The sequence below is a fragment of the Saccharothrix stipae genome, assembly GCF_054781895.1.
Genome location: NZ_BAAGTN010000031.1, coordinates 91,985 through 111,966, shown reverse-complemented (window position 1 = coordinate 111,966; position 19,982 = coordinate 91,985). Strand labels below are relative to the sequence as shown.

Sequence of the window (19,982 nt, the reverse complement as noted above, 5' to 3'; positions counted from 1 at the left end):
GCCTCACACACCGGTCAACTTCCGCTCACACCGTGAACCCGATCCGGCCCGTCGGTGGATAACAGGTGACCGCCCTTCACCCGGGAACAGCCGGAAAGGCCACCATGACACCCACCGACGCCGAGATCATCGAACGGTCGCGGCACGAGCCGGACGCCTTCGCGGCGATCTTCGACCGGCACGCGCCGCACATCCAGCGGTACCTCGCGCGCAGGCTCGGTCCTCAGGTCGCGGACGACCTCGTGGCCGAGACGTTCCTCACCGCGTTCGACAAGCGGCGGCGCTACGACCCGGCCCGACCGGACGCCCGGCCGTGGCTGTACGGCATCGCGACCAACCTCGTCGGGCAGCACCGCAGGCAGGAGGCGCGCCGCTACCGGCACGGTCCCGCCGAGCACGCCGACCACGCCGAGCAGGACCACGCGGACCGGGTCGCCGCCGAGGTGACCGCGCACGCCATGCGGTCGTTGCTGGCCGGCGCGCTGGACGGGTTGTCCGCCGAGGACCGGGACGTGCTGCTGCTCGTGGCGTGGGAACAGCTGAGCTACGAGGAGGTCGCGACGGCGTTGGCGATCCCCGTCGGCACGGTGCGGTCCCGGTTGCACCGGGCCCGTCGCAAGGTCAGGCAGGCGCTGAGCGGGCAGAACCCCACCGAGGTCGAGGAGTTGCTGAACAATGGATGAGCTGCAGTTGGTGCGCGAACTGGGCGACGAAACGCCGCTGCCGGACGAGGCGGCGCTGGCGCCCGCGCGGGCGGCGTTCCTGGCCGGTGTGGCCGAACGGGGGTCGGTGCGGCTGCGCCGGAAGCGGTCCCGGTTCACGCTGGTCGGCGCGTCCGCGATCGGGTTGGCGGCGGCCGTGGCCGCCACCATCACCCTGCTCCCGGCCGGGCAGCCGATCCCGGGCGGCCAGGCGGCGGCCACCTCCGCCACGTCCACCACCTCGGCCGCGGCCGAACCGGTGACCGACGCCGTGCGGCTGCTGAACTTCGCCGCCACGGCGGCCCGCGCCGACCCCACCGCGGCACCCCGCCCGGACCAGTTCGTCTACACCCGCAGCAGCGGCACCTCCGGTGCCCCGAGGGAGATCTGGCTGTCGGTCGACGGCACCCGGGACGGCGTGCTGCACGACCACGGCGAGCAGACCCCCATGCCGGGGTGCGCGAACGGGCAGCGGGACGTGTTCAAGGTGCCCGGCCAGGTCCTCGGCACCGAGCCGTGCGAGCCGAGGCCCGCCTACCGGTCCGACCTGCCGACCGACGTGGACGGGATGCTGGCCTACCTGGACGCCAACGCCAGCGGCGCGCCGGGCAGCGTCAACGCGCGCGGCAAGGACGTGTTGAGCCTGATCAACGAGTCGATGCTGCCGCCGCTGAGCAGGGCGGCGCTGTACGAGGCGGCGGCCCGGGTGCCGGGTCTGTCGGTGGTGCCGGACGCCCGTGACGCGGCCGGCCGGCCGGGCGTGGGCATCAGCTGGCCCGTGCCGCCCGGGTCGTCGCCGGAGGCCGAGCCGGTGGTGATCGTGTTCGACCAGGGGACCTACGAGCTGCTCGGCACGAACTTCCACTCGATCACCGCGCAGGCCGTGGTGGACCAGGCCGGGCAACGGCCCTGAGGGCCCGGGTGGGACCGGTCCGCCGGGGCGCGGCCGGTCCCACCCGACTACGGTTGGTCACGTGGATCCGCGTGAGGATGACGACGAAGAGGACGACTTCGACCCGGAAGAGGACGAGGACGGGTTCGACGACGATGACGTCGAGGACGAGGACGACCTGTTCGGCGTGACCTCCGAGCCCCGCACCATCTGCCACCTGTGCGGAGGGGCGGGGTTCATCGCCAACCCCACGTCCGCGGTGATCGGCGGCGCGCCGCGCACCGTCGACAACGGCCGCGAGTGCCCGCACTGCACCGGCGCCCGCAAGTTCCCGGGCCTCATCCCACCGCTCTGACCCCCGAAGTCCGGGTCAGTCACCGACCACGGCCGGCAGCCGCCGGACCGAGCGCACGGCCAGTGCCAGTGGCACGCTCAGCACGGCCACCAGCGCACCGGTGAGGAGCACGGTCCCCGCGCCGGTGCGCTCGGCCGCGGGCCCCGCCAGCGCCATGCCCACGGGTGCCGCGGCCAGGCCGACGACGGTGGCGAACCCCGTGGCCCTGGCGACCAGGTCGGCGGGCACGTGGACCTGCCGGGTGGTGTCGATGAGCACGGCGTAGAGGGCGGACTGCACCCCTGCCGGGACGGCGGCCGCGACCAGCAACTGGACCGGCGCGCCGACGGCGAACAGCACCAGCAGCGGTGCCAGGGCGGCGGGGATGACGACGGCGACCCGCAGCGGGTGCCGAGGCCGCCAGCGCAGGGCGAGCGCGCTGCCCAGCAGCGCCCCGACGGCGTAGCCGTTGCCGATGAACGCCCAGGCCGGCGGGCCGCCCAGGCGCTGGTCGGCGATGACCGGGCCGAGGACCAGGAACGGGGAGATGCAGACGCCGTTGATCACGGCGACCTGGACCGTGGTGGCCTGCAACCAGGGGCGGGAGCGGAAGTCGCGCCACCCGTGCCGCACGGCCTCCAGGAGCCCCGGCCGTCGTGGCACGCGCCGGTCCGGGACCGTCAGCGCGACCAGCGCGGCCGCGCTGACGGCGAACGTGGCCGCGTCCAGGGCGAAGGACACCCCGGCGCCGACGGTGGCCACCAGCGTCGCCGACACCACCGGGGCGATCAGCGTCGCGGCGTTCTGGGCCGCGTTGACCAGGGAGTTGGCCTGACCCCGCTGCGCCTCGGGCACCACGTCGACGACCAGACCCGCCGCGGCCGGGGCGAAGAACGCGGTGGCCGCGCCCGCCACCGCCTGCAACGCGGCCAGGTGCCACAGGTCGGCGTTGCCGGTGATCAGCAGGGCGGCGGTCAAGCCTTGGGAGGCGCAGCGGACGACGTCGGCGGCGAGCATGACGGCGCGTCGCGACCACAGGTCGCCCACCACCCCGCCGAGCAGCGTGAACACGACCACCGGCAACCGACCGGCCAGCAGGACGAGCCCCACGTCGGTCGGCGACGCACCCAGCCTCAGCGCGCCGAACAGCAGCGCGATGGAGATCAGGCCGTCACCGAGGTGGGAGGAGGTCCGGGCCACGAAGTACCAGCGGAAGGCCGGGTTCCGCAGCAGCGAGGGGACGAGGCGGGTCACGGGGCGCAACCTGCCGGCCGCCACCGACACTCGGCGGTCCCAACACCGTCAGCCAGCCAACACCGTCCGTCGACCCAGCGCCATCAGCGGCTCGCGGCGGCCAACTCCGCCTCGCGGAACGCCTGCGACGACAGGCCGCGCCAGGCCACGACCAGGGCGCCGACCTGGATCAACGCCTCCATCACCCACACCGCGCGCAGGCCGAACCCGGCCGCCACGAAACCGCCGGCCAGCGCACCCAACGGGTTCAGGCCCCACGCCAGCGCGCGGTGGCCGGTGAGGACTCGGCCCAGCAGCGCGGGCGGGGTGAAGCGCTGGCGGCTGGACTGCGAGCAGACGTTCCACACCATCACGATCGCGGACTGGGCGAACAGCACGACCCCGATCGCCCACGCCCAGGGCGGCAGCACGGCGATCAGCGCCATGGTGATCACCATCCCGACCTGGCCGAGCCGCATCGACCACGCGTACCCGAGCCGGCCCACCACCCGACTCACCACGAACGACGACACCACCCACCCGGCGGCCGCGGAGGCCAGCATCACGCCGTAGCCGACGGCGCCGAGCCCGAGCACCTCCTTGGCGTACAGCACGAACATCGCCATCGCCCCGCTCGCCGCGAACGACCCGAGCGCCACCGCCACCGTGATCGACAGCAGCAGGCGCGACCCGACCAGGTACCTCAGCCCCTCGCCGATGTCGCGGAACGGGTGCTTGGCCGACGGCGTCGCCGGGGCCGAGCGCAAGCCCCACACCAGCGCCAACGCCCCCAGAGCGGCCACGCAGGCAACCCACGCGGGCGTGCCGAGGCCGAACGCGACCAGGAAACCGGCGACCGGCGGCACGACGAACTGGACCACGCCCCGGTCGATCACGATCAGCCGCGTGTTCGCCGTCGCCAACCCGCCCGGCTCGACGACCTCGGGCACCAGAGCGCCGGTCGCGCCGTCACCGAGCACCTGCGCCGAGGTCACCACGAACGCCACGACCACCAGCAGCGGCAGGCTCAACGCGTCCGTCACCCCCGCCACGGCGAGCGCCAGCGCCGCGCACCCCTGCACCGCGTACGCCGACGCGAGCACCGTGCTGCGCCGCACCCGGTCGATCAGCACGCCCGCGAACAGCGAGAACAGCAGCCACGGCGACTGACCCACCACGTTGACCAGCGACAGCTGCCGCGGGTCCGAGGTGATCGTGGCCGCGATCCACGGCAGCACCGCCAACATCAGGCCTTCGGCCACCGAACCGGACACCGCGACGGCCTGCAGCCGCACCCACCCCCTGGACATGGTCCACACCCTGCCAACCCGGTCCCGCACCGACGAACGTTTTAGCGTGGGGTGAACCCGCGCAGGGGCGTGGCCGCGGACCGACCGACGTGAGGGGCGAAGTACCCTGGTGACGTGGGGGTCGTCCTGTCCGAAGCGGAGTGGACCGCGCGCCGGGACGCGCACGCGGACCGCGTGCGCCGCTGGACCGGCCCGCACCACGAGCGCAAGGCCGCCGGCCGCAAGCACCCGGTGCTGGACTTCCTGTTCTCCTACTACTCGCACCGCCCGTCGCGGCTGGAGCGCTGGCACCCCGGCCCCGGCGTGGTCCTCGAAGGCGACGCGGCGCGCGCCTACCTCAAGTGGCCGGTCTACCGGCGCACCCCCGACGGCGTGGCGCTGGACGTGGCGGCGTTCGCCCGGGAACGGGCCAACACGATCGGGTTCGCCGGCCGGTTGCTCGCCGCGACGGCGGGCCGCGCGCCCCGGCTCGGCTGCTTCGGCTTGCACGAGTGGGCGATGGTCTACCGGCAGCGGCCGGAGCAGGTGCGGCACGACGCGTGGCCGTTGCGGCTGGGCAGCGAGGGCACCGACCGGGTGGTCGAGTCGCAGCGGGTGCAGTGCGGGCACTTCGACGCGTTCCGCTTCTTCACCCCCGACGCCCGGCCGCGCAACGCGGTGCAGCCGACCCGGGAGACCCAGGTCGAGCTGGAGCAGCCCGGCTGCCTGCACGCGAACATGGACCTGTTCAAGTGGGCCTACAAGCTCGACCCGGCCACGCCGTCGGAGCTGGTGGCGGACTGCTTCGAGCTGGCGTTGCGCATCCGCGAGCTCGACATGCGGGCCAGCCCGTACGACCTCACCGGGCTGGGCTACGGGCCGGTGCGGATCGAGACGGCCGAGGGACGCTCGGAGTACGCGCGGCAGCAGGGCGCGTTCGCCGAGGCCGCCGCGCCGCTGAGAGCCCGGCTGATCGGGCTCACCGAGGCGCTGGCCGCGGCTCTCGTCACAGCCCGATAACCCTCCGTCACTTCACTCCCTCCCAAGTCATCACCTGTTAGCGTGACGCCGGTCGGGATTCGCCAGCCATATCCGGTGGACGCTGAGAGGAAGACGATGTCTCGACACCGCGCGCTGCGGACGAAGGTGCGGCGCGGCATCGCGACGTGGCCCGTGGCCATCGTCGGCCTGGTCGTCCTGCTGGTGCTCGGGTGGCTCGGTTGGAGCTGGGTCGGCGGCATCGTGGAACGCCGGGCCGCGGCCCAGGCGGGTGACTGCAACGAGGGCGAGGCGCTGCTCCGGGTCGCCGCGACGCCCAGCGTCGCCGAGGCTGTCAAGCAGGTCGCCGAGGCGTGGAGCAGGCAGCGGCCCGTCGTCTACGACCACTGCATCCGGGTCGAGGTCGGGTCCATCGACTCCGAGGTCGTGCTCCAGGGCCTCACCCAGGGCTGGAACACCGCCGACATCGGCGAACGCCCGCACGCGTGGATCACCGACTCGATGCTGTGGGCCAACCGGCTCGGCGCGCAGAACGCGACCCTGCTCGGCGCGGCGCCCGAGTCGATCGCGGCCAGCCCCGTGCTGCTCGCCCTGCACCAGGACGCGGCGCAGGCGGTGCAGGCCGGCGCCGGGTTCCGCTGGACCGACCTGCCCGACCTGACCGGCGCGGCGGACGGCTGGAGCCGGTTCGGGCACCCCGAGTGGGGCCGGTTCAAGGTCGCCATGCCCGACCCGGCGACGAACGCGGCCACCGCGATGGCCGTGCAGTCGGCCCTGGCCGGCGCGAGCCCCGAGGGCAAGGGCCCGGTCACCACCGAGATGCTCGCGCTGGAACCGGTGAAGAGCACGATGAGCAGGCTGGCGTCGTCCAAGCCGGAGCAGACCCCCGCGAGCACGTGGGAGGCGCTGAACCTGCTCGCCGACGACGGCGCGGTGAACGCGGCCGGGTTCAGCGCGGTGCCGGTGTTCGAGGTGGACCTGTACCGGCACAACACCGGCAAGGACAGCGGCGCGCCGCTCGCGCAGCCCCTGTACGGGGTCGCGGCGGGTGGGCCGACGCCGATCGCGGACTTCCCGTTCGTGCCGCTGGCGGGCGACTGGGTCGGCGAGGCCCAGGTGCGCGCGTCGCAGGCGTTCCGGGAGTTCCTCCGCGAGGCCGACCAGCAGAAGATCCTGGCCGGCGCGGGCCTGCGGGTCGACGCCACCAGCGAGCGGCCCAAGCCGTCGCCCGGCCTGCGCTGGCCCGCCGTGACCGACACGCTCACGCCCGCCGACGCCAACACCACCCAGCAGATCTCCGCCGCCTGGGCGACCGCCGATGACGGCCAGGTCGTCACCGTGCTGGTGGACACGTCGAAGTCGATGGAGGAACCCGGCGGCGACGGTCGCAGCCGGATGGACTGGGTGAAGCAGGCGCTGTCCGGGCAGGTCAACCGGTCGGTGTCGGGGTCGCTCGGGCTGTGGGAGTTCTCCCGCCAGCTCGACGGCGACAAGCCGTACCGGCAGCTCGTGGCCACCGGCCCGGTCGCCGCGCAGCGGCAGGCGCTGCTGGACGGCGTGGCCGAGCTGGAACCGCGGAGCGCGACCCAGCTCTACACTAGCGTGCTCGCGCTGTACGAGCGGATGCTGGCCGACCACCAGGACGGCAAGCGCAACCGGATCGTGGTGCTCACCGACGGCGTGAACGACGGCGGGCTCACGTTCCAGGAGCTCACCTCCCGGCTGGCGTCGGTCAAGCAGGCCGGCAAGGACATCGCGATCAGCGTCATCGCGATCGGCCCCGACCCGGAACGCGCGCCGCTGTCCGAGCTGGCCCGCTCCACCGGCGGCACGCTGTCGGTGGTCGAGGACGGTCGCGGCGTGGACGCCGCCCTCGGCCAGCTGCTGTCGGCCGACTAGACCGTCACCACGACCTTGCCGCGCGCGTGGCCGGCCGCCACGTGCTCGACCGCGCGCGCCGCGTCGCTCAACGGGTACGTGTGGCCGACCACGGTCCGCAGCTGCCCGGACTCCGCCAGGCGGGCCAGCTCCTCCAGGTCGGCGCGCGTGGTGCGGGCGAGCAGCGGCGCCATCCGGCGGCGGGTGAACGGCCGGATCACCTCGGCCTTGAGCCGGTGCCTGCCGCCGCCCAGCCACCGGCCGCCGTTGCCGCTGTTCGGCATGAGCACACCGGTGGGCGTGAGCAGGCGCAGCAGCGCGGCGAACGGGTGGTTCATGACGTGGTCGAGGATCGCGTCGTACCGCTCGGTGGTGCGGGTGAAGTCCTCCTGGGAGTAGTCCACGACGTGGTCCGCGCCCAGTTCCCGCACCAGGTCGACGTTGGTCGGGCCGCACACCGCGGTCACCTCGGCGCCGGTCGCCTTCGCGATCTGCACGGCGTACGTGCCGATCCCGCCGGACGAGCCGTTGATCAGCAGCCGCTGCCCCGCGGTGAGCCGTGCGGCGTCGCGCAGCATCTGCACCGCGGTGATCCCGGCCAGCGGCAGGCCCGCGGCCTCCTCGAACGTCATGCCGGCCGGCTTGGCGGCCAGCCGGTCCTCGTCGGCGCACGCGTACTCGGCGAACGTGGCCCGGCCCTCGCCGAACACCTCGTCACCGGGCTTGAACCGGGTGACCGCGCCGCCGACGGCCTCCACCACACCGGCCACGTCCGTGCCGGGGGTGGTGCGCTTGGGCGTGCGCAGCCCGAAACCCGCCAGCCGCAGCACGTACGGGGTGCCGGTCGAGATGAACCAGTCGGCGATGTTCACCCCCGCCGCGCGCACCCGCACCAGCACCTGCCGCTCACCGGGCTCCGGGCGGTCGAGCTCCCGGAACTCCAGCACGCCCGGGTCGCCGTACCTGTCCTGCACGATCGCCTTCATGGTCACTCCACCGTTCTGAGGATGTGTTCGACGGACGCGGTGCGGGTGCGCAGGTCGGCCAGGTCCGCGGCGGTGCGCTGCTGCACGTCCAGGGTGTTCTCGGCCAGCTGCTCGTAGCGGCGCACGAGTTGGCGCAACCCCTCGGCGCGCTCCGCGTCGAGCTTGGACTTGCGGGTCTCCAGGTAGCCGTTGATCAGGAACATCACGAACACCAGGGTCAGGAACAGCACGCCGACCGCGAACACCGCGGACGGCCAGGTCATCTGGTCGAGGTTCATCGCGAACCCTCCTCTCGGGCCGGACCGCGTGACGAGTCCGTTGTGGTCAGGGTGGCGGCGGCCGCGGCGAGCACCGCCGGGGTCAACCGCAGGTCGAAGTCCGCGACCTCGAAGTACTTCATGGCCTTGCCGTCCTCCGACAGCTCCAGGCTGCCGACGACCAGCCCGGCCGCCTCCAGCCGTTGCAGGTGCATGTGCAGCAGCGGCCTGCTCACCCCGATGACGCGGGCGAGGTGGCTCACGTAGTCGCGACCGCCCGCCAGCGTCGCCACGATGCGCAGCCGCAGGGGGTTGGACAGCGCGGCCAGCACCTCGACCAGCTCGTCGCCGGTCGGCGAGGTGCCTGTCATGGCGCTCCTTCATGTGTAAGAACTTTCTTACACGTGTAACCGTAGCACATCACCGCTGGTAGACCGCGGCCATGGCGGCGATCCGGGCGATGACCCGTTCGCGCAGCTCCGGCGGCTCCAGCACGTCGACCTCGGGACCGAGGCGGAGCAGGTCGACCTCCGCGTGCTCCAGGGACTCGACCGGAACCCGGACGGTCGTCCACTCGCCCTCCGGCTCGACGTCCTTGAGCTCGCGGGCGGCGACGAGACCGAGCAGGACCTGAGCGCCGCGCAGCCCGTTCGGCGTCATCCGGACCGTCACCCGCATCGGGTACATCCGCTGCTCGAACCGCTCCGACCAGCCGGCCCAGTACTCGGCCAGGTCGAACCCGTCGGGCCGGTCGAACGACTCGTCCAACGCGGTCAGCTCCACCACCCGGGAGACCCGGTAGGTGCGCAGGCCGTCCGTGCGGGCGACGAGGTACCAGGTGCCCGCCTTGAGCACGAGCCCGAGCGGCTCGACCGTCCGCTCCACCTCGACCTGCGCCCACCGCACGTACCGCACGCGCAGGCGTCGTTGCTGCCACACGGCCTCCGCGATCGCGGCCACGTGCGGCGTGCCCTCGTTGCCGCGGAACCAGCCCGGCGCGTCCAGGTGGAACCTCTCCCGCACCCGCGCGGCCCGCGACCGCAGCTCCGGCGGGAGGGCGGCGAGCACCTTGAGCTGGGCCGCCGCCACCACCGCGCCCAGCCCGAGCTCGGCCGCCGGGCCCGGCATCCCGGCCAGGAACAGCGAGTCGGCCTCCTCGGTGGTCAGCCCGGTGAGCCGGGTGCGGTACCCGTCGACCAGCCGGTAGCCGCCCGCCGGGCCGCGGTCGGCGTACACCGGGACGCCCGACGCGCCGAGCGCCTCGACGTCGCGGTAGACGGTGCGGACGGAGACCTCCAGCTCGTCGGCCAACTCCTGCGCCGTCATCCGGCCGCGCGACTGGAGCAGGAGGAGCAGGGACAACAACCGGCTGGCGCGCATGACGCCATCCTGACAGGAGCTGTCAGGTACGCACGGCAAGCTCCTGGTCCATGACCACCGCACATGCCATCGCCGAGATGAAGAGCTGGGACGAGCACACGTGGGAAGGCCGGCGCTACGACGAGGTCACCGGTCCGAAGCAGACGGTGGGCGGCATGACGACCGCCTACACCGGTGAGCTGGAGGCGTTGGGCGACATGCGTTTCGTCATGTCCTACCCGGACGACGACTCCTGCGTCTCCACGGGCTACGAGGTCGTGACCGGCACCCTGGAGGGCCGCGAGGGCGGCTTCGTCCTGCACCACACCGGCGGTTTCCGCGACGGTGTCGCGGACGCCACCTTCACCGTCGTCTCGGCGACCGGTGACCTGGCGGGCCTCACCGGCCACGGCCGCATCACGTGGGCGCAGGGCGAACCGGGGCGATTCGAGCTGGACTACGAGCTGCCCCGACCCGGCACCGCCCCACGATCGGGTGACGAAGGGTGATCGTCCCGCGGCTCGTGCCGGGCTGACCCACCCCGACGCGGAGCGCCGGCCGCGACACGCGCGGCCGGCGCCCGGTGCCGTGCTATCAGCCGCCGTAAGCGGAGATCGGCGGGCAGGAGCAGACCAGGTTGCGGTCGCCCTTGGCGCCGTCGATCCGGCGCACCGGCGGCCAGATCTTCGGCGCCGCCGTGCCCGCCGGGAACACCGCCACCTCGCGGCTGTACGGGTGGTTCCACTCCGTCGCGATCGACGCCGCCGTGTGCGGCGCGTTGCGCAGCGGGTTGTCGTCCGCCGGCCACTCGCCCGAACCGACGCGGTCGATCTCGTGCCGGATCGCGATCATCGCGTCGATGAACCGGTCGATCTCCGCCAGGTCCTCGCTCTCCGTCGGCTCCACCATGAGCGTGCCCGCCACCGGGAACGACATGGTCGGCGCGTGCAAGCCGTAGTCGGCCAACCGCTTCGCCACGTCGTCCACCGTCACACCGGTCGCCTTGGTGATCGGCCGCAGGTCGAGGATGCACTCGTGGGCCACGAAACCGCCCTCGCCGGTGTAGAGCACAGGGAAGTGCTCGTCCAGCCGCCGCGCCACGTAGTTCGCCGCCGCCACCGCCGTCAACGTCGCCCGCCGCAGGCCGTCCGCGCCCATCATCCGCACGTACGCCCACGAGATCGGCAGGATCGACGCCGAACCCCACGGCGCGGCGCTGATCGGCCCGACACCGGTCGCCGGGCCGGCCGCCGGCTGCAACGGGTGGTTGGGCAGGAACGGCGCCAGGTGCGACCGCACGCCGATCGGCCCGACACCGGGACCACCGCCGCCGTGCGGGATGCAGAACGTCTTGTGCAGGTTCAGGTGCGACACGTCCGACCCGAACTTGCCGTACTGCGCGAGCCCGATCAACGCGTTGAGGTTCGCGCCGTCGACGTACACCTGGCCGCCCGCGTCGTGCACCAACCCGCACACCTCGCGCACGGTGTCCTCGTACACCCCGTGCGTGGACGGGTAGGTGATCATGATCGCGGCCAGCGAGTCGCGGTGCGCGTCGATGGTCGACCGCAGGTGCTCGACGTCCACGTTGCCGTGGTCGTCGCACTTGACGACCACGACGCGCATCCCGGCCATCACGGCGGACGCGGCGTTGGTGCCGTGCGCGCTGGACGGGATCAGGCACACGTCGCGGTGCGCGTCGCCGTTGGCGCGGTGGTAGGCGCGGATCGCGAGCAGGCCCGCGAACTCGCCCTGGCTGCCCGCGTTGGGCTGCAACGACACCGCGTCGTACCCGGTGATCTCGGCCATCCACCGCTCCAGGTCACCGACGATCTCCAGCAGCCCCTCGGCGTCGGACGAGGGCGCGAACGGGTGCAGGTCGGCGAACTCCGGCCACGTGATCGGCTCCATCTCGGCCGTGGCGTTGAGCTTCATCGTGCACGAGCCCAGCGGGATCATGCTGCGGTCCAGCGCCACGTCCTTGTCCGACAGTGCCCGCAGGTAGCGCAGCAACGCGGTCTCGGAGCGGTGCGCGTGGAACACCGGGTGGGTCAGGTAGTCGCTGGTGCGGCGCAGGTCGGCGGGGATGCCGTCGGCGGTGTCGGCGTCCAGCCCGTCCACGTCGGAGACGGTCACGCCGAACGCCTTCCACACCAGTTCCAGGTGGTCGCGCGTGGTGGTCTCGTCGCACGCGATCGACACCACGTCGGCGTCGACCTGCCAGAGGTTCACGCCGAGGTCGCGCGCGGCGGACACGACGTCGGCGGCCCGGCCCTCGACCCGCGCGCGCACGGTGTCGAAGAACTCGCCGTGCACGATCTCGACGCCGCCCTCCAACAGGCCCGCGGCCAGCACGGTCGCCATCCGGTGGGCGCGGGTCGCGATCGCCTTCAGCCCCTCCGGACCGTGGTACACCGCGTACATCGAGGCGATCACCGCGAGCAGCACCTGCGCGGTGCAGATGTTGCTGGTCGCCTTCTCCCGGCGGATGTGCTGCTCGCGCGTCTGCAACGCGAGGCGGTAGGCCAGGGAGCCGTCCGCGTCGACGGACACGCCGACGAGCCGTCCGGGCAGCTGCCGCTCCAGGCCCTGGCGCACCGCCATGTAACCGGCGTGCGGCCCGCCGAACCCGATCGGCACGCCGAACCGCTGGGTCGTGCCCACGACGACGTCCGCGCCGATCTCGCCGGGCGGGCGCAGCAGCGTCAACGACAGCAGGTCGGCCGCGACCACGGCCATCGCGCCGGCCTTGTGGATCTCCTCGATCACGGCCTCGTGGTCGCGGACCACGCCGGACGCGCCGGGGTAGGACAGCAGCACGCCGAAGAAGTCGCCGCCGAGCCCGAGCCCCTCGATGCCCTGCGACAGGTCGGCGGTGACGATCTCGATGCCCAGCGGCTCGGCGCGGGTCTCGATGACGGCCAGCGTCTGCGGCAGCGTGTCCGCGTCCACCACGAACTTGCCCGACTTGGCCCGGCCCGCGCGGCGGACCAGCGTCATGGCCTCCGCGGCGGCGGTGGACTCGTCCAGCATCGAGGCGTTGGCCAGCGGCAGGCCGGTCAGGTCGCCGACCATCGTCTGGAAGTTGAGCAGGGCTTCGAGGCGGCCCTGGGAGATCTCCGGCTGGTACGGCGTGTACGCGGTGTACCAGGCGGGGCTCTCCAGCACGTTGCGGCGGATCACCGGCGGCGTGGTGGTGCCGTAGTAGCCGAGCCCGATCATCTGCGTCATCGGGCGGTTGCGCGCGGCCAGGGCGCGCAGCTCGGCCAGCGACTCGGTCTCGGTGGCGGGCGCGGGCAGGTCCAGCACCAGGTCGCGCTCGCGGATCGACCCGGGGACGGCGTGCTGCGCCAGTTCCTCCAGGGAGCCGACACCGATGACGTCGAGGATGCGGGCCAGCTCCGCGGGCCGCGGGCCCACGTGCCGGTCGGCGAACGGGGTGCCGTGCTCGAGTGCGGCGAGGGGGATGCGGTCCTGCGTCATCGGGGCTGCCTCCAGGGCTCCGGACAGACTTCTGCCGTTGCCCTCCCCCTCTGTCTTCTGCCCGTCGGCGGGCGCCTGAGAGCTTCACCCGGCTGTCGGGCTTGCACCGTCGGCGGGGTCGGCCGGTGTGCCCGACCCGCTTTCCAGAGGCGTCTCACCCGCACGGTCCTTGCGCCTGAGAGGTTCCGGGGAGGATTTGCTCCTTCGGCGCCGAGACGGGCTCGGACTCTCCCGCACGGGATAAAGCGACTACGCGCGAAATCCTACCCGGCGGACGTGCCCTCGGTACCGCCGGCGCGACGTGGATCTCAGTGCGTCGCAGCCGGTCAGCCGGTCGTCGCGCTCAGCCGTCGCGCCCGGCCGTCGCGCCCGGGTCAGCCGATGGCCCGGGTGCGGCGGCGGCGGGACAGCTCGTCGTCGGCCGGTTCCACGATCTCGCCGCCATCGGCGCGTTCGGCGGGGAAGTCGTGGATCGTGCCGCTGATCTCCCGCATCGCACCGCTGACCGCGATGCCGAACACCCCCTGGCCGCCTTGCAGCAGGTCGACGACCTCCTCCGGCGAGGTGCACTCGTAGACCGTGGTGCCGTCGCTGAACAGCGTGATCCGGGCCAGGTCCTGCACGCCGCGACGGCGCAGGTGGTCGACCGCGGCCCGGATGTTCTGCAGCGAGACGCCGGTGTCCAGCAGTCTCTTGACGACCTTGAGGACCAGGATGTCCTTGAACGAGTAGAGCCGCTGGCTGCCTGAGCCGTGGGCACTCCTTATGGTCGGGTTGACCAACCCGGTGCGCGCCCAGTAGTCCAGCTGGCGGTAGGTGATGCCCGCGATCTGGCACGCGGCGGGGCCGCGGTACCCGACCAGCTCGTCCGGCAGCGAGGAGTCCGGGAACAGTTCACCCTGTTCTCCGGATCCGGCCCGGATGGGCGCTTCCTCGACCACGCCTGCCTCCCCTCGGTCCGGTCACGACGACCGGCGACCAACGTGAAGCCGCCGCGGTGTCCGAATCACACCGTGGCAATTCACCTGAGTTCGACGGTAAGACCGCCTAGGGGGCAGGTCAACGCGACGCGCTGGGCGTGTCTGACCTCAAGGTGAGGTTGAGGTTGAGAGAGTCGCCCGTTGTAAGCCATTCGGGTGACGTTTAGTGATCGTTTAGCTCAGCAACGTTGACGTTGTGTAACCCGAACACGCGACGCCTGAAAGTGGCATGCGGGGTTGATCCACAACGCACCGCACACGCCTACGGGAAGCCGTTCCCGGCCCGCGGCCGACGTCGCGACCCATCCCGGGTGTCGGGTCTTGTCAAGCACCCGACCCGCTTGTCCACCCTCGGCCGGCCGAAATTGTCGGTGCGTGCCGGCAAGATGAAAAACAGGGATCCCCTGGGCGGGGACCCCTGCGAAAGCACGGACGGGCCGAACGAACGGCCGAACGGGAACCGGCAGACCAGGACGAGCGGGAACCAGCGGCACCAGGCGCGGACGACGGCGGGGGCCAGGACGCGGACGACGGAGAGGTCAGGACGCGGACGACGGCAGGGGCCAAGACGCGGACGACGGCGCGACCCGCACCGCGCCGGGTAACGAACGTCGCCGGACCGCTGACTCGGGCGGGCACCGGCGAACGTGGGGGAACGACGAGACGGCCCGGACTACGTGTCCGCGCCGCGGAAGTCCTCCGGCGACACGGAGTCGAGGAACTCGCGGAACTTCTCGACCTCGTCCTCCTGCTCGTCCGGGATGATGAGACCGGCCTCCGCCAGCACCGACTCCTCGGCGTGGATCGGCACACCGATCCGCAACGCCAGCGCCACCGAGTCGCTCGGCCGCGCCGACACCCGGATGTCACCGTCGAACACGAGTTCCGCGAAGTACGTGCCCTCTTGCAGGTCGGTGATCCGCACCTGCTCCAACTGCCGGCCGAGCGCCCCGATGACGTCCTTGAGCAGGTCGTGCGTCAACGGCCGGGCAGGACGGACACCTTGCTGCTCCAACGCGATCGCCGTGGCCTCGACCGATCCGATCCAGATCGGCAGGTACCGTTCGCCCTCGGTTTCGCGCAGCAGCAGGATCGGCTGGTTGGCGGGCAGTTCCACCCGCACGCCGACGACGCGCATTTCGCTCATCGGGTCTCGCCTCCCTCAGCGCGCTGAAATTCTGGCGTCCCCGCTACCTAACGAGGATCCCCCACGTACAGTTTCGACGCTACCCGCCAAGCGGGCTCAGTGCGCAACCGCCCACCCGCTCTGCGATCACGATGCGGACACGCGTTCACCTCGGCGAAACGGGACGACCTGCGACGTCGCGCAGGCCCACCTTCACCAGCAGTGTGTGCAGGGTTACCGAGAGCGCCGCCAGCTCGCGCACGGCTTCGTCCACTCCGGCCCGGTCGCGCTGCCGGTGCCGCGCGCCGACGACCTGCTCGACGAGCCCGACCTCGCGGTCGGCGGCGACCCGGAACGGGCGCAGGTGACGCGGTTCCAACCCGTGCTCCGCCATGGCCCGCACGGTCGACGCGATCTGCACGGCCTCGTGGTCGTAGAACCCGCCCGCGCCGGCCCTGACCAGACCGTGCTGCTCCAGGTCCGCCAGCACACCGGGCTCGATGCCCGCCCGCGCCAGCAGGTCCTCGCGGGTGACCCGGTGCCCGGCGGCCGGGGCGAGGTCGACCGCGCGCAACGCCCTGGGCGCGCCCTGGTCGGCCGCGTCCAGCTGCTCCTTGATGACCTTCAGCGGCAGGTACCTGTCCCGCTGTGCGGACAGGACGTACCGCAGGCGGTCCACGTCGGCGGACGTGAACTGCCGGTACCCCGAGGCCGTGCGCGCCGGGCGGACCAGCCCCTCCGACTCCAGGAACCGGATCTTGGAGATGGTGACGTCGGGGAAGTCGGGTCGCAGCTGCGCCAGCACCGCCCCGATGCTCAACCCCCCGCGTGGCCGCCCGGCCGCCGTCACCGGAGCCCCATCGCTCAGGCCCCCTGGCCCCCGGCGCCCGGACCGGTCAGGAACACGAGGCGGAACTTGCCGATCTGCACCTCGTCGCCGTTGGCCAGGACCGCCTGGTCGACGGGCTCGCGGTTGACGTAGGTGCCGTTGAGGCTGCCCACGTCGATGACCACGAACTCGCCGCCCTCGCGGCGGAACTCGGCATGGCGGCGGGAGACCGTCACGTCGTCGAGGAAGATGTCGCTGTCGGGGTGCCGCCCCGCGCTGGTCGTGTCGCGGTCCAGCAGGAACCTCGACCCCGCGTTGGGGCCGCGCTTGACCACGAGCAGAGCCGACCCGGAGGGCAGCGCGTCGACACCCGCGACGGCCGGCTCCTGGGCGGGCGCCTCGGCACCCTCGACCTCGGCGAGGAAGTCGGCCCGGAAAACGGAGGTCCGCTCCGGGGACTGCTCGGGCGGAACGCCTGGCCCGTCGTTCGTGCTCACCTGAGCTCTCCTCCTGCTGCTGGAACTCTCGTCGAGACCACTAGAACCTATCGTGCCCGAACCCTGGTCTGAGGAGCGGCTCCCCCACCGACCGAAGAGCCGCCGGAAGATCGACGTCACTCCTGCGCCGCCAGCTCCTGGTACGCGGCGGCGTCGAGCAGGTCGTCGACCGCGGTCGGGTCCTCCAGCCGCAATTCCACCATCCACCCCTCGCCGTACGGGTCCGAGTTCACCAGGTCGGGCTGCTGGTCGAGCGAGTCGTTGCGCGCGACGACCTCACCGGCGAGCGGCGCGTAGATGTCCGACACGCTCTTGGTGGACTCCACCTCGCCGAGCGTCTGACCGGCCGCGACCTGCTCGCCGAGCTCGGGCAGCTGGACGAACACGACGTCGCCGAGCTGCTCCTGGGCGTAGTCGGTGATGCCCACGCGCACGGTGTCCTCACCTGTGCGCAGCACCCACTCATGTTCCTCGGTGTACTTGAGCTCCTCGGGAATCACCGCGGTGTGCTCCTTCAATGACGGTGGATCTTCGCTGCCGGATCTTCCCACGTCGGCGTTCAGGCCGGCGCGACACCCGGCGTTCGCCGCATCGCGAGGGTGAACTGGTAGACGTACAGCACTCCCGACCACAGGTACAAGGCCCCGCCCCAGACCATGAACGCGTAGGCCACCGGTCGGGCGACCTGGGCGGCGGTGGAGGTGCCCTGGGCGAGCAGGAGCATGGGGAACGCGTAGAGCAGGTTGAACGTGGCGGCCTTGCCCAGGTAGTTGACCTCGAACGGGCCGTAGCCGCGGGCCCGCAGCACGGGCAGGCAGACGCCGACGACGAGTTCGCGGCCGACCAGCACCGCCGCCACCCACCAGGGCACGATGCCGCGCACCACGAACGCGACCAGCGTGGCGAGGATGTAGAGCCGGTCGGCGGCCGGGTCGAGCAGCGCGCCGAGCTTGCTCGCCTGGTCGAGCCAGCGGGCGATCTTGCCGTCGAGCCAGTCGGACAGGCCCGCCGCGACCAACACCACCAGCGCCCAGCCGTCGGCGTGCGGGCCGAGCAGCAGGTACAGGAACAGGGGCACGCCGAGCAGCCGCAACACGCTCAGCGCGTTCGGGATGGTCAGCAGCCGGTCGGCTGGATCGTGCGACACGTCCGCACTGTAGAGGGCCGCCCGGCGTGCCCCGGTGGCCGACTCGCGCGGACTCGCCGGGAACGGCTCGTGGCTCAGTTGTTCGAGCGGGTGCGGCTCCAGCCGCGGCGTTGCAGTTCGTCACCGCTGAGCGCTTGCGGACGACCCCGGTCGTCGACGCCGACCCAGCGGGCTCGGAAACCTTCGAGCACGTAGGCGTGGCCCTTGCTCCAGACCACGCTGCACGGGGCTGTGGGCAGCGCTGCCGCTCCGGTGGCGCCGGCACGCGCTGCCCTGTGCTTCGCGGGCTCGGACTCGGTTTCCGTTCTGGTGCTCATCTGAAAATCCCTCCACCAGGGTTGTCGCTCACGGCTCTCGTGGCGTTATCCCTGTCACCCGATTCTGCGCGACTGTGGCGGACGCCACCTCCTCGTGCGTGCCCAATCGCGGCCGGCGGGCGGTTGGGTCGCCGAGTTGCGCGGAACCCGGGAGAACGCTTCTACCGGGGTGTAACCCGCACCGGTGGGACCAAACCGTTCACCGTCCGTCATCCGCCGCACACCGAATGGCGCACTACACTGGGGCTGATCACGTGTCACCCGCGCGCTTGTGGTGCCGCCACGGGCTACGTACGGTGGGTGGCGCAGCGGTTGAGCCAACAGCCGCGCCGGGAAGTCCGGCTAGCGGGCACGTTCCGCCACGCTGCTTTTTTGTTGCTGCGCGCACGTCGAGTGCGTCCGGGCTTCCCACCCAGCGGTACCAGCTGAAGAGGAGTGCCTCGTGACGGTTCAGGATCCGAACGTCGTGGCGACGAGCGGAGCCGAGTCCGCCGCGGTCGACAGCCCGCGGGCCGGGCAGCTCGGGCTCGACGTCCGCACCGCGGCGGAGGGTGTCGTCGTGGTCGCGGTGAGCGGTGAGGTCGACATGCTCACCGCACCCCAGTTGCGGGCCGAGGGGCTCAGGCACCTCGACGCCGGCAGCACGTTGGTGCTGGACCTGTCCGGGGTGAGCTTCCTCGGTTCGGCCGGTCTGGCGGTGCTGGTGGAGGCGTCGCAGCACGCCAAGCGCCGGGGCGCGGCGTTCCGCGTCGTGGCGGTCGAACGCGCCGTGACCCGCCCGTTGGCCGCGACCGGCCTGGGCGAGGTGTTCAGCGTGTTCGAGTCGGTGGGGCAGGCGTTGGAGGCCGACGAGGCCCGCTGAGGTCCGGCCGGGTGACGGAACGGGTCTAGACGTGCGGCACCAGGTCCACTACTTGGTCCACGCCCGCCGCGACGAGTGCGCGGCGGGCGTGGCCGTCCTCGGGCGCGCGCACGACCAGCCGGTTGCCCGCCGCGGCGGCCGCGTCGGCGACCGCGCGCAGGCTGCGGACCATGCCTTCGTTGCGCTCACCCAGGGCACCCAGGTCCACCACCACCGGCACGGACCCGCCGCGCGCCGCGGTGAGGATGCGCCGGCGGACGGCGGGCGCGGCGGTCGCCGGGACGTCACCGCGCACGACCACCTCCACCCAGCCCTCGCGGGCGGTGACGAGCACGGGGTCGCCCGGTGGCGCGGCGGCGAGGTACGTGCCGCGAGACGCGTGCCTCGGCGCGAGGACCAGGGTGACGGTCGTGCCGCCCGCACCGCGGTCGACCAGCACCTCGTCGACGTTCTCGCGCATCAGCAGCAGCCCGCGGCCGCGGGCGGAGAGGGTGGGCGGCGGCACGCGCCAGCCACCGTGGTCGGTCACCACGACGCGGACGCCGCCGTCGGGTCTGGTCGCGGCCTCGATGTGCACGACACCCTGCTCATCGGGCCCGTACGCGTGCTCCACGGCGTTGCTGGCCGCCTCGTTCACCGCCAGGAGCAGGTCGTAGCGGTCGTCCTCGGACAGCCCTTCGGCAGCCAGCCAGGCGTCGAGCCGGGCGCGGACCCCCGCGAGCTGCCCGGCCTGGGCCGGGAACTCCACTCCCCAGTGGTGGTCCGCGAGTTGATCGGTCAAAAGGCCTCCCCGTCGCACCAGTCAGTCTTCCC

At 72.4% G+C, this 19,982-nt stretch carries 22 protein-coding genes and 1 riboswitch; of the genes, 7 read left to right on the top strand and 15 right to left on the bottom strand.

Annotation, left to right across the window (positions count from 1 at the left end; all coding sequences use genetic code 11):
* Nucleotides 1–104: 104 nt before the first annotated feature.
* The 3 genes from ACYVLT_RS38865 to ACYVLT_RS38855 all read left to right on the top strand — a co-directional run bounded on the left by ACYVLT_RS38865 (nt 105) and on the right by ACYVLT_RS38855 (nt 1,948).
* Complete coding sequence (locus tag ACYVLT_RS38865; RefSeq protein WP_461125158.1) at nt 105–683, top strand: RNA polymerase sigma factor; 579 nt, start codon at nt 105–107, stop codon at nt 681–683.
* Nucleotides 676–1,614 carry a CU044_5270 family protein gene (locus ACYVLT_RS38860; protein WP_461125157.1) on the top strand — a complete coding sequence of 313 codons (939 nt, stop codon included), beginning with the start codon at nt 676–678 and terminating at the stop codon, nt 1,612–1,614. Before ACYVLT_RS38865 ends, ACYVLT_RS38860 begins: the two co-directional genes overlap by 8 nt.
* Nucleotides 1,615–1,675: 61 nt before the next feature.
* Nucleotides 1,676–1,948 (top strand): hypothetical protein, encoded by a 273-nt coding sequence (locus tag ACYVLT_RS38855; RefSeq protein WP_461125156.1) that lies wholly within the window; start codon nt 1,676–1,678, stop codon nt 1,946–1,948.
* Nucleotides 1,949–1,963: 15 nt separating this feature from the next.
* On the opposite strand, the gene ACYVLT_RS38850 is transcribed toward ACYVLT_RS38855, so the two are convergent.
* Both ACYVLT_RS38850 and ACYVLT_RS38845 read right to left on the bottom strand, forming a co-directional pair.
* Nucleotides 1,964–3,181: an MFS transporter gene (locus ACYVLT_RS38850; RefSeq protein ID WP_461125155.1), complete on the bottom strand. Its 1,218-nt coding sequence runs from the start codon at nt 3,179–3,181 to the stop codon at nt 1,964–1,966.
* Between the two features lie 83 nt (nt 3,182–3,264).
* A complete protein-coding gene (locus tag ACYVLT_RS38845; RefSeq protein ID WP_461125154.1) occupies nt 3,265–4,470 on the bottom strand; it encodes an MFS transporter in 1,206 nt (401 codons plus the stop codon).
* A 114-nt stretch (nt 4,471–4,584) separates the two neighbouring features.
* Here ACYVLT_RS38845 and ACYVLT_RS38840 point away from each other — a divergent pair, with 114 nt between their 5' ends.
* Nucleotides 4,585–5,469, top strand: a complete 885-nt coding sequence (locus ACYVLT_RS38840) for a 3-methyladenine DNA glycosylase (RefSeq protein WP_461125153.1) — start codon at nt 4,585–4,587, stop codon at nt 5,467–5,469.
* Nucleotides 5,470–5,565: 96 nt separating this feature from the next.
* Nucleotides 5,566–7,347, top strand: a complete 1,782-nt coding sequence (locus tag ACYVLT_RS38835) for a substrate-binding domain-containing protein (RefSeq protein WP_461125152.1) — start codon at nt 5,566–5,568, stop codon at nt 7,345–7,347.
* Here ACYVLT_RS38835 and ACYVLT_RS38830 read toward each other — a convergent pair.
* The 4 genes from ACYVLT_RS38830 to ACYVLT_RS38815 are packed head-to-tail and all read right to left on the bottom strand — an operon-like array spanning nt 7,344 to nt 9,949.
* Nucleotides 7,344–8,312 carry an NAD(P)-dependent alcohol dehydrogenase gene (locus tag ACYVLT_RS38830; protein WP_461125151.1) on the bottom strand — a complete coding sequence of 323 codons (969 nt, stop codon included), beginning with the start codon at nt 8,310–8,312 and terminating at the stop codon, nt 7,344–7,346. The genes ACYVLT_RS38835 and ACYVLT_RS38830 overlap by 4 nt on opposite strands.
* Before the next feature lie 2 nt (nt 8,313–8,314).
* The gene (locus ACYVLT_RS38825; RefSeq protein ID WP_360449211.1) at nt 8,315–8,590 is read right to left on the bottom strand and encodes a hypothetical protein; all 276 of its coding nucleotides are present in this window, start codon (nt 8,588–8,590) and stop codon (nt 8,315–8,317) included.
* A complete protein-coding gene (locus ACYVLT_RS38820) occupies nt 8,587–8,940 on the bottom strand; it encodes an ArsR/SmtB family transcription factor (RefSeq protein WP_461125150.1) in 354 nt (117 codons plus the stop codon). The genes ACYVLT_RS38825 and ACYVLT_RS38820 overlap by 4 nt, the downstream gene beginning before the upstream one ends.
* 49 nt (nt 8,941–8,989) lie before the next feature.
* Nucleotides 8,990–9,949, bottom strand: coding sequence for a helix-turn-helix transcriptional regulator (locus ACYVLT_RS38815; protein ID WP_461125149.1), 960 nt, complete (start codon nt 9,947–9,949; stop codon nt 8,990–8,992).
* A gap of 50 nt (nt 9,950–9,999) precedes the next feature.
* Here ACYVLT_RS38815 and ACYVLT_RS38810 point away from each other — a divergent pair, with 50 nt between their 5' ends.
* Nucleotides 10,000–10,437, top strand: coding sequence for a DUF3224 domain-containing protein (locus ACYVLT_RS38810; protein WP_461125148.1), 438 nt, complete (start codon nt 10,000–10,002; stop codon nt 10,435–10,437).
* 85 nt (nt 10,438–10,522) lie between these two features.
* Here ACYVLT_RS38810 and gcvP read toward each other — a convergent pair whose 3' ends face one another.
* The 8 genes from gcvP to ACYVLT_RS38770 all read right to left on the bottom strand — a co-directional run bounded on the left by gcvP (nt 10,523) and on the right by ACYVLT_RS38770 (nt 18,307).
* Nucleotides 10,523–13,411 (bottom strand): aminomethyl-transferring glycine dehydrogenase, encoded by a 2,889-nt coding sequence (gene gcvP / locus ACYVLT_RS38805; RefSeq protein ID WP_461125147.1) that lies wholly within the window; start codon nt 13,409–13,411, stop codon nt 10,523–10,525.
* Nucleotides 13,412–13,564: 153 nt separating this feature from the next.
* A riboswitch (glycine riboswitch) is annotated at nt 13,565–13,655 on the bottom strand.
* Between the two features lie 130 nt (nt 13,656–13,785).
* Entirely contained in the window at nt 13,786–14,352 is a 567-nt protein-coding gene (locus tag ACYVLT_RS38800) for a MerR family transcriptional regulator (RefSeq protein WP_360449198.1), read from the bottom strand.
* Between the two features lie 712 nt (nt 14,353–15,064).
* Nucleotides 15,065–15,538 carry a bifunctional nuclease family protein gene (locus tag ACYVLT_RS38795; protein ID WP_053720858.1) on the bottom strand — a complete coding sequence of 158 codons (474 nt, stop codon included), beginning with the start codon at nt 15,536–15,538 and terminating at the stop codon, nt 15,065–15,067.
* A gap of 145 nt (nt 15,539–15,683) precedes the next feature.
* On the bottom strand, nt 15,684–16,367 hold the full coding sequence (gene ftsR / locus ACYVLT_RS38790; protein WP_461125146.1) for a transcriptional regulator FtsR: 684 nt from the start codon (nt 16,365–16,367) through the stop codon (nt 15,684–15,686).
* Between the two features lie 14 nt (nt 16,368–16,381).
* Nucleotides 16,382–16,843, bottom strand: a complete 462-nt coding sequence (garA, locus tag ACYVLT_RS38785; RefSeq protein WP_360449193.1) for a glycogen accumulation regulator GarA — start codon at nt 16,841–16,843, stop codon at nt 16,382–16,384.
* A 116-nt stretch (nt 16,844–16,959) separates the two neighbouring features.
* Nucleotides 16,960–17,343, bottom strand: a complete 384-nt coding sequence (gcvH, locus tag ACYVLT_RS38780; protein WP_360449191.1) for a glycine cleavage system protein GcvH — start codon at nt 17,341–17,343, stop codon at nt 16,960–16,962.
* Nucleotides 17,344–17,402: 59 nt separating this feature from the next.
* On the bottom strand, nt 17,403–17,990 hold the full coding sequence (locus ACYVLT_RS38775; RefSeq protein ID WP_461125145.1) for a CDP-alcohol phosphatidyltransferase family protein: 588 nt from the start codon (nt 17,988–17,990) through the stop codon (nt 17,403–17,405).
* A gap of 74 nt (nt 17,991–18,064) precedes the next feature.
* Nucleotides 18,065–18,307 carry a hypothetical protein gene (locus ACYVLT_RS38770; RefSeq protein ID WP_461125144.1) on the bottom strand — a complete coding sequence of 81 codons (243 nt, stop codon included), beginning with the start codon at nt 18,305–18,307 and terminating at the stop codon, nt 18,065–18,067.
* A 442-nt stretch (nt 18,308–18,749) separates the two neighbouring features.
* Here ACYVLT_RS38770 and ACYVLT_RS38765 point away from each other — a divergent pair, with 442 nt between their 5' ends.
* Nucleotides 18,750–19,169, top strand: coding sequence for an STAS domain-containing protein (locus ACYVLT_RS38765; RefSeq protein ID WP_461125143.1), 420 nt, complete (start codon nt 18,750–18,752; stop codon nt 19,167–19,169).
* A 25-nt stretch (nt 19,170–19,194) separates the two neighbouring features.
* Here ACYVLT_RS38765 and ACYVLT_RS38760 read toward each other — a convergent pair whose 3' ends face one another.
* On the bottom strand, nt 19,195–19,950 hold the full coding sequence (locus ACYVLT_RS38760; RefSeq protein ID WP_461125142.1) for an ATP-binding protein: 756 nt from the start codon (nt 19,948–19,950) through the stop codon (nt 19,195–19,197).
* Nucleotides 19,951–19,982 lie beyond the last annotated feature (32 nt).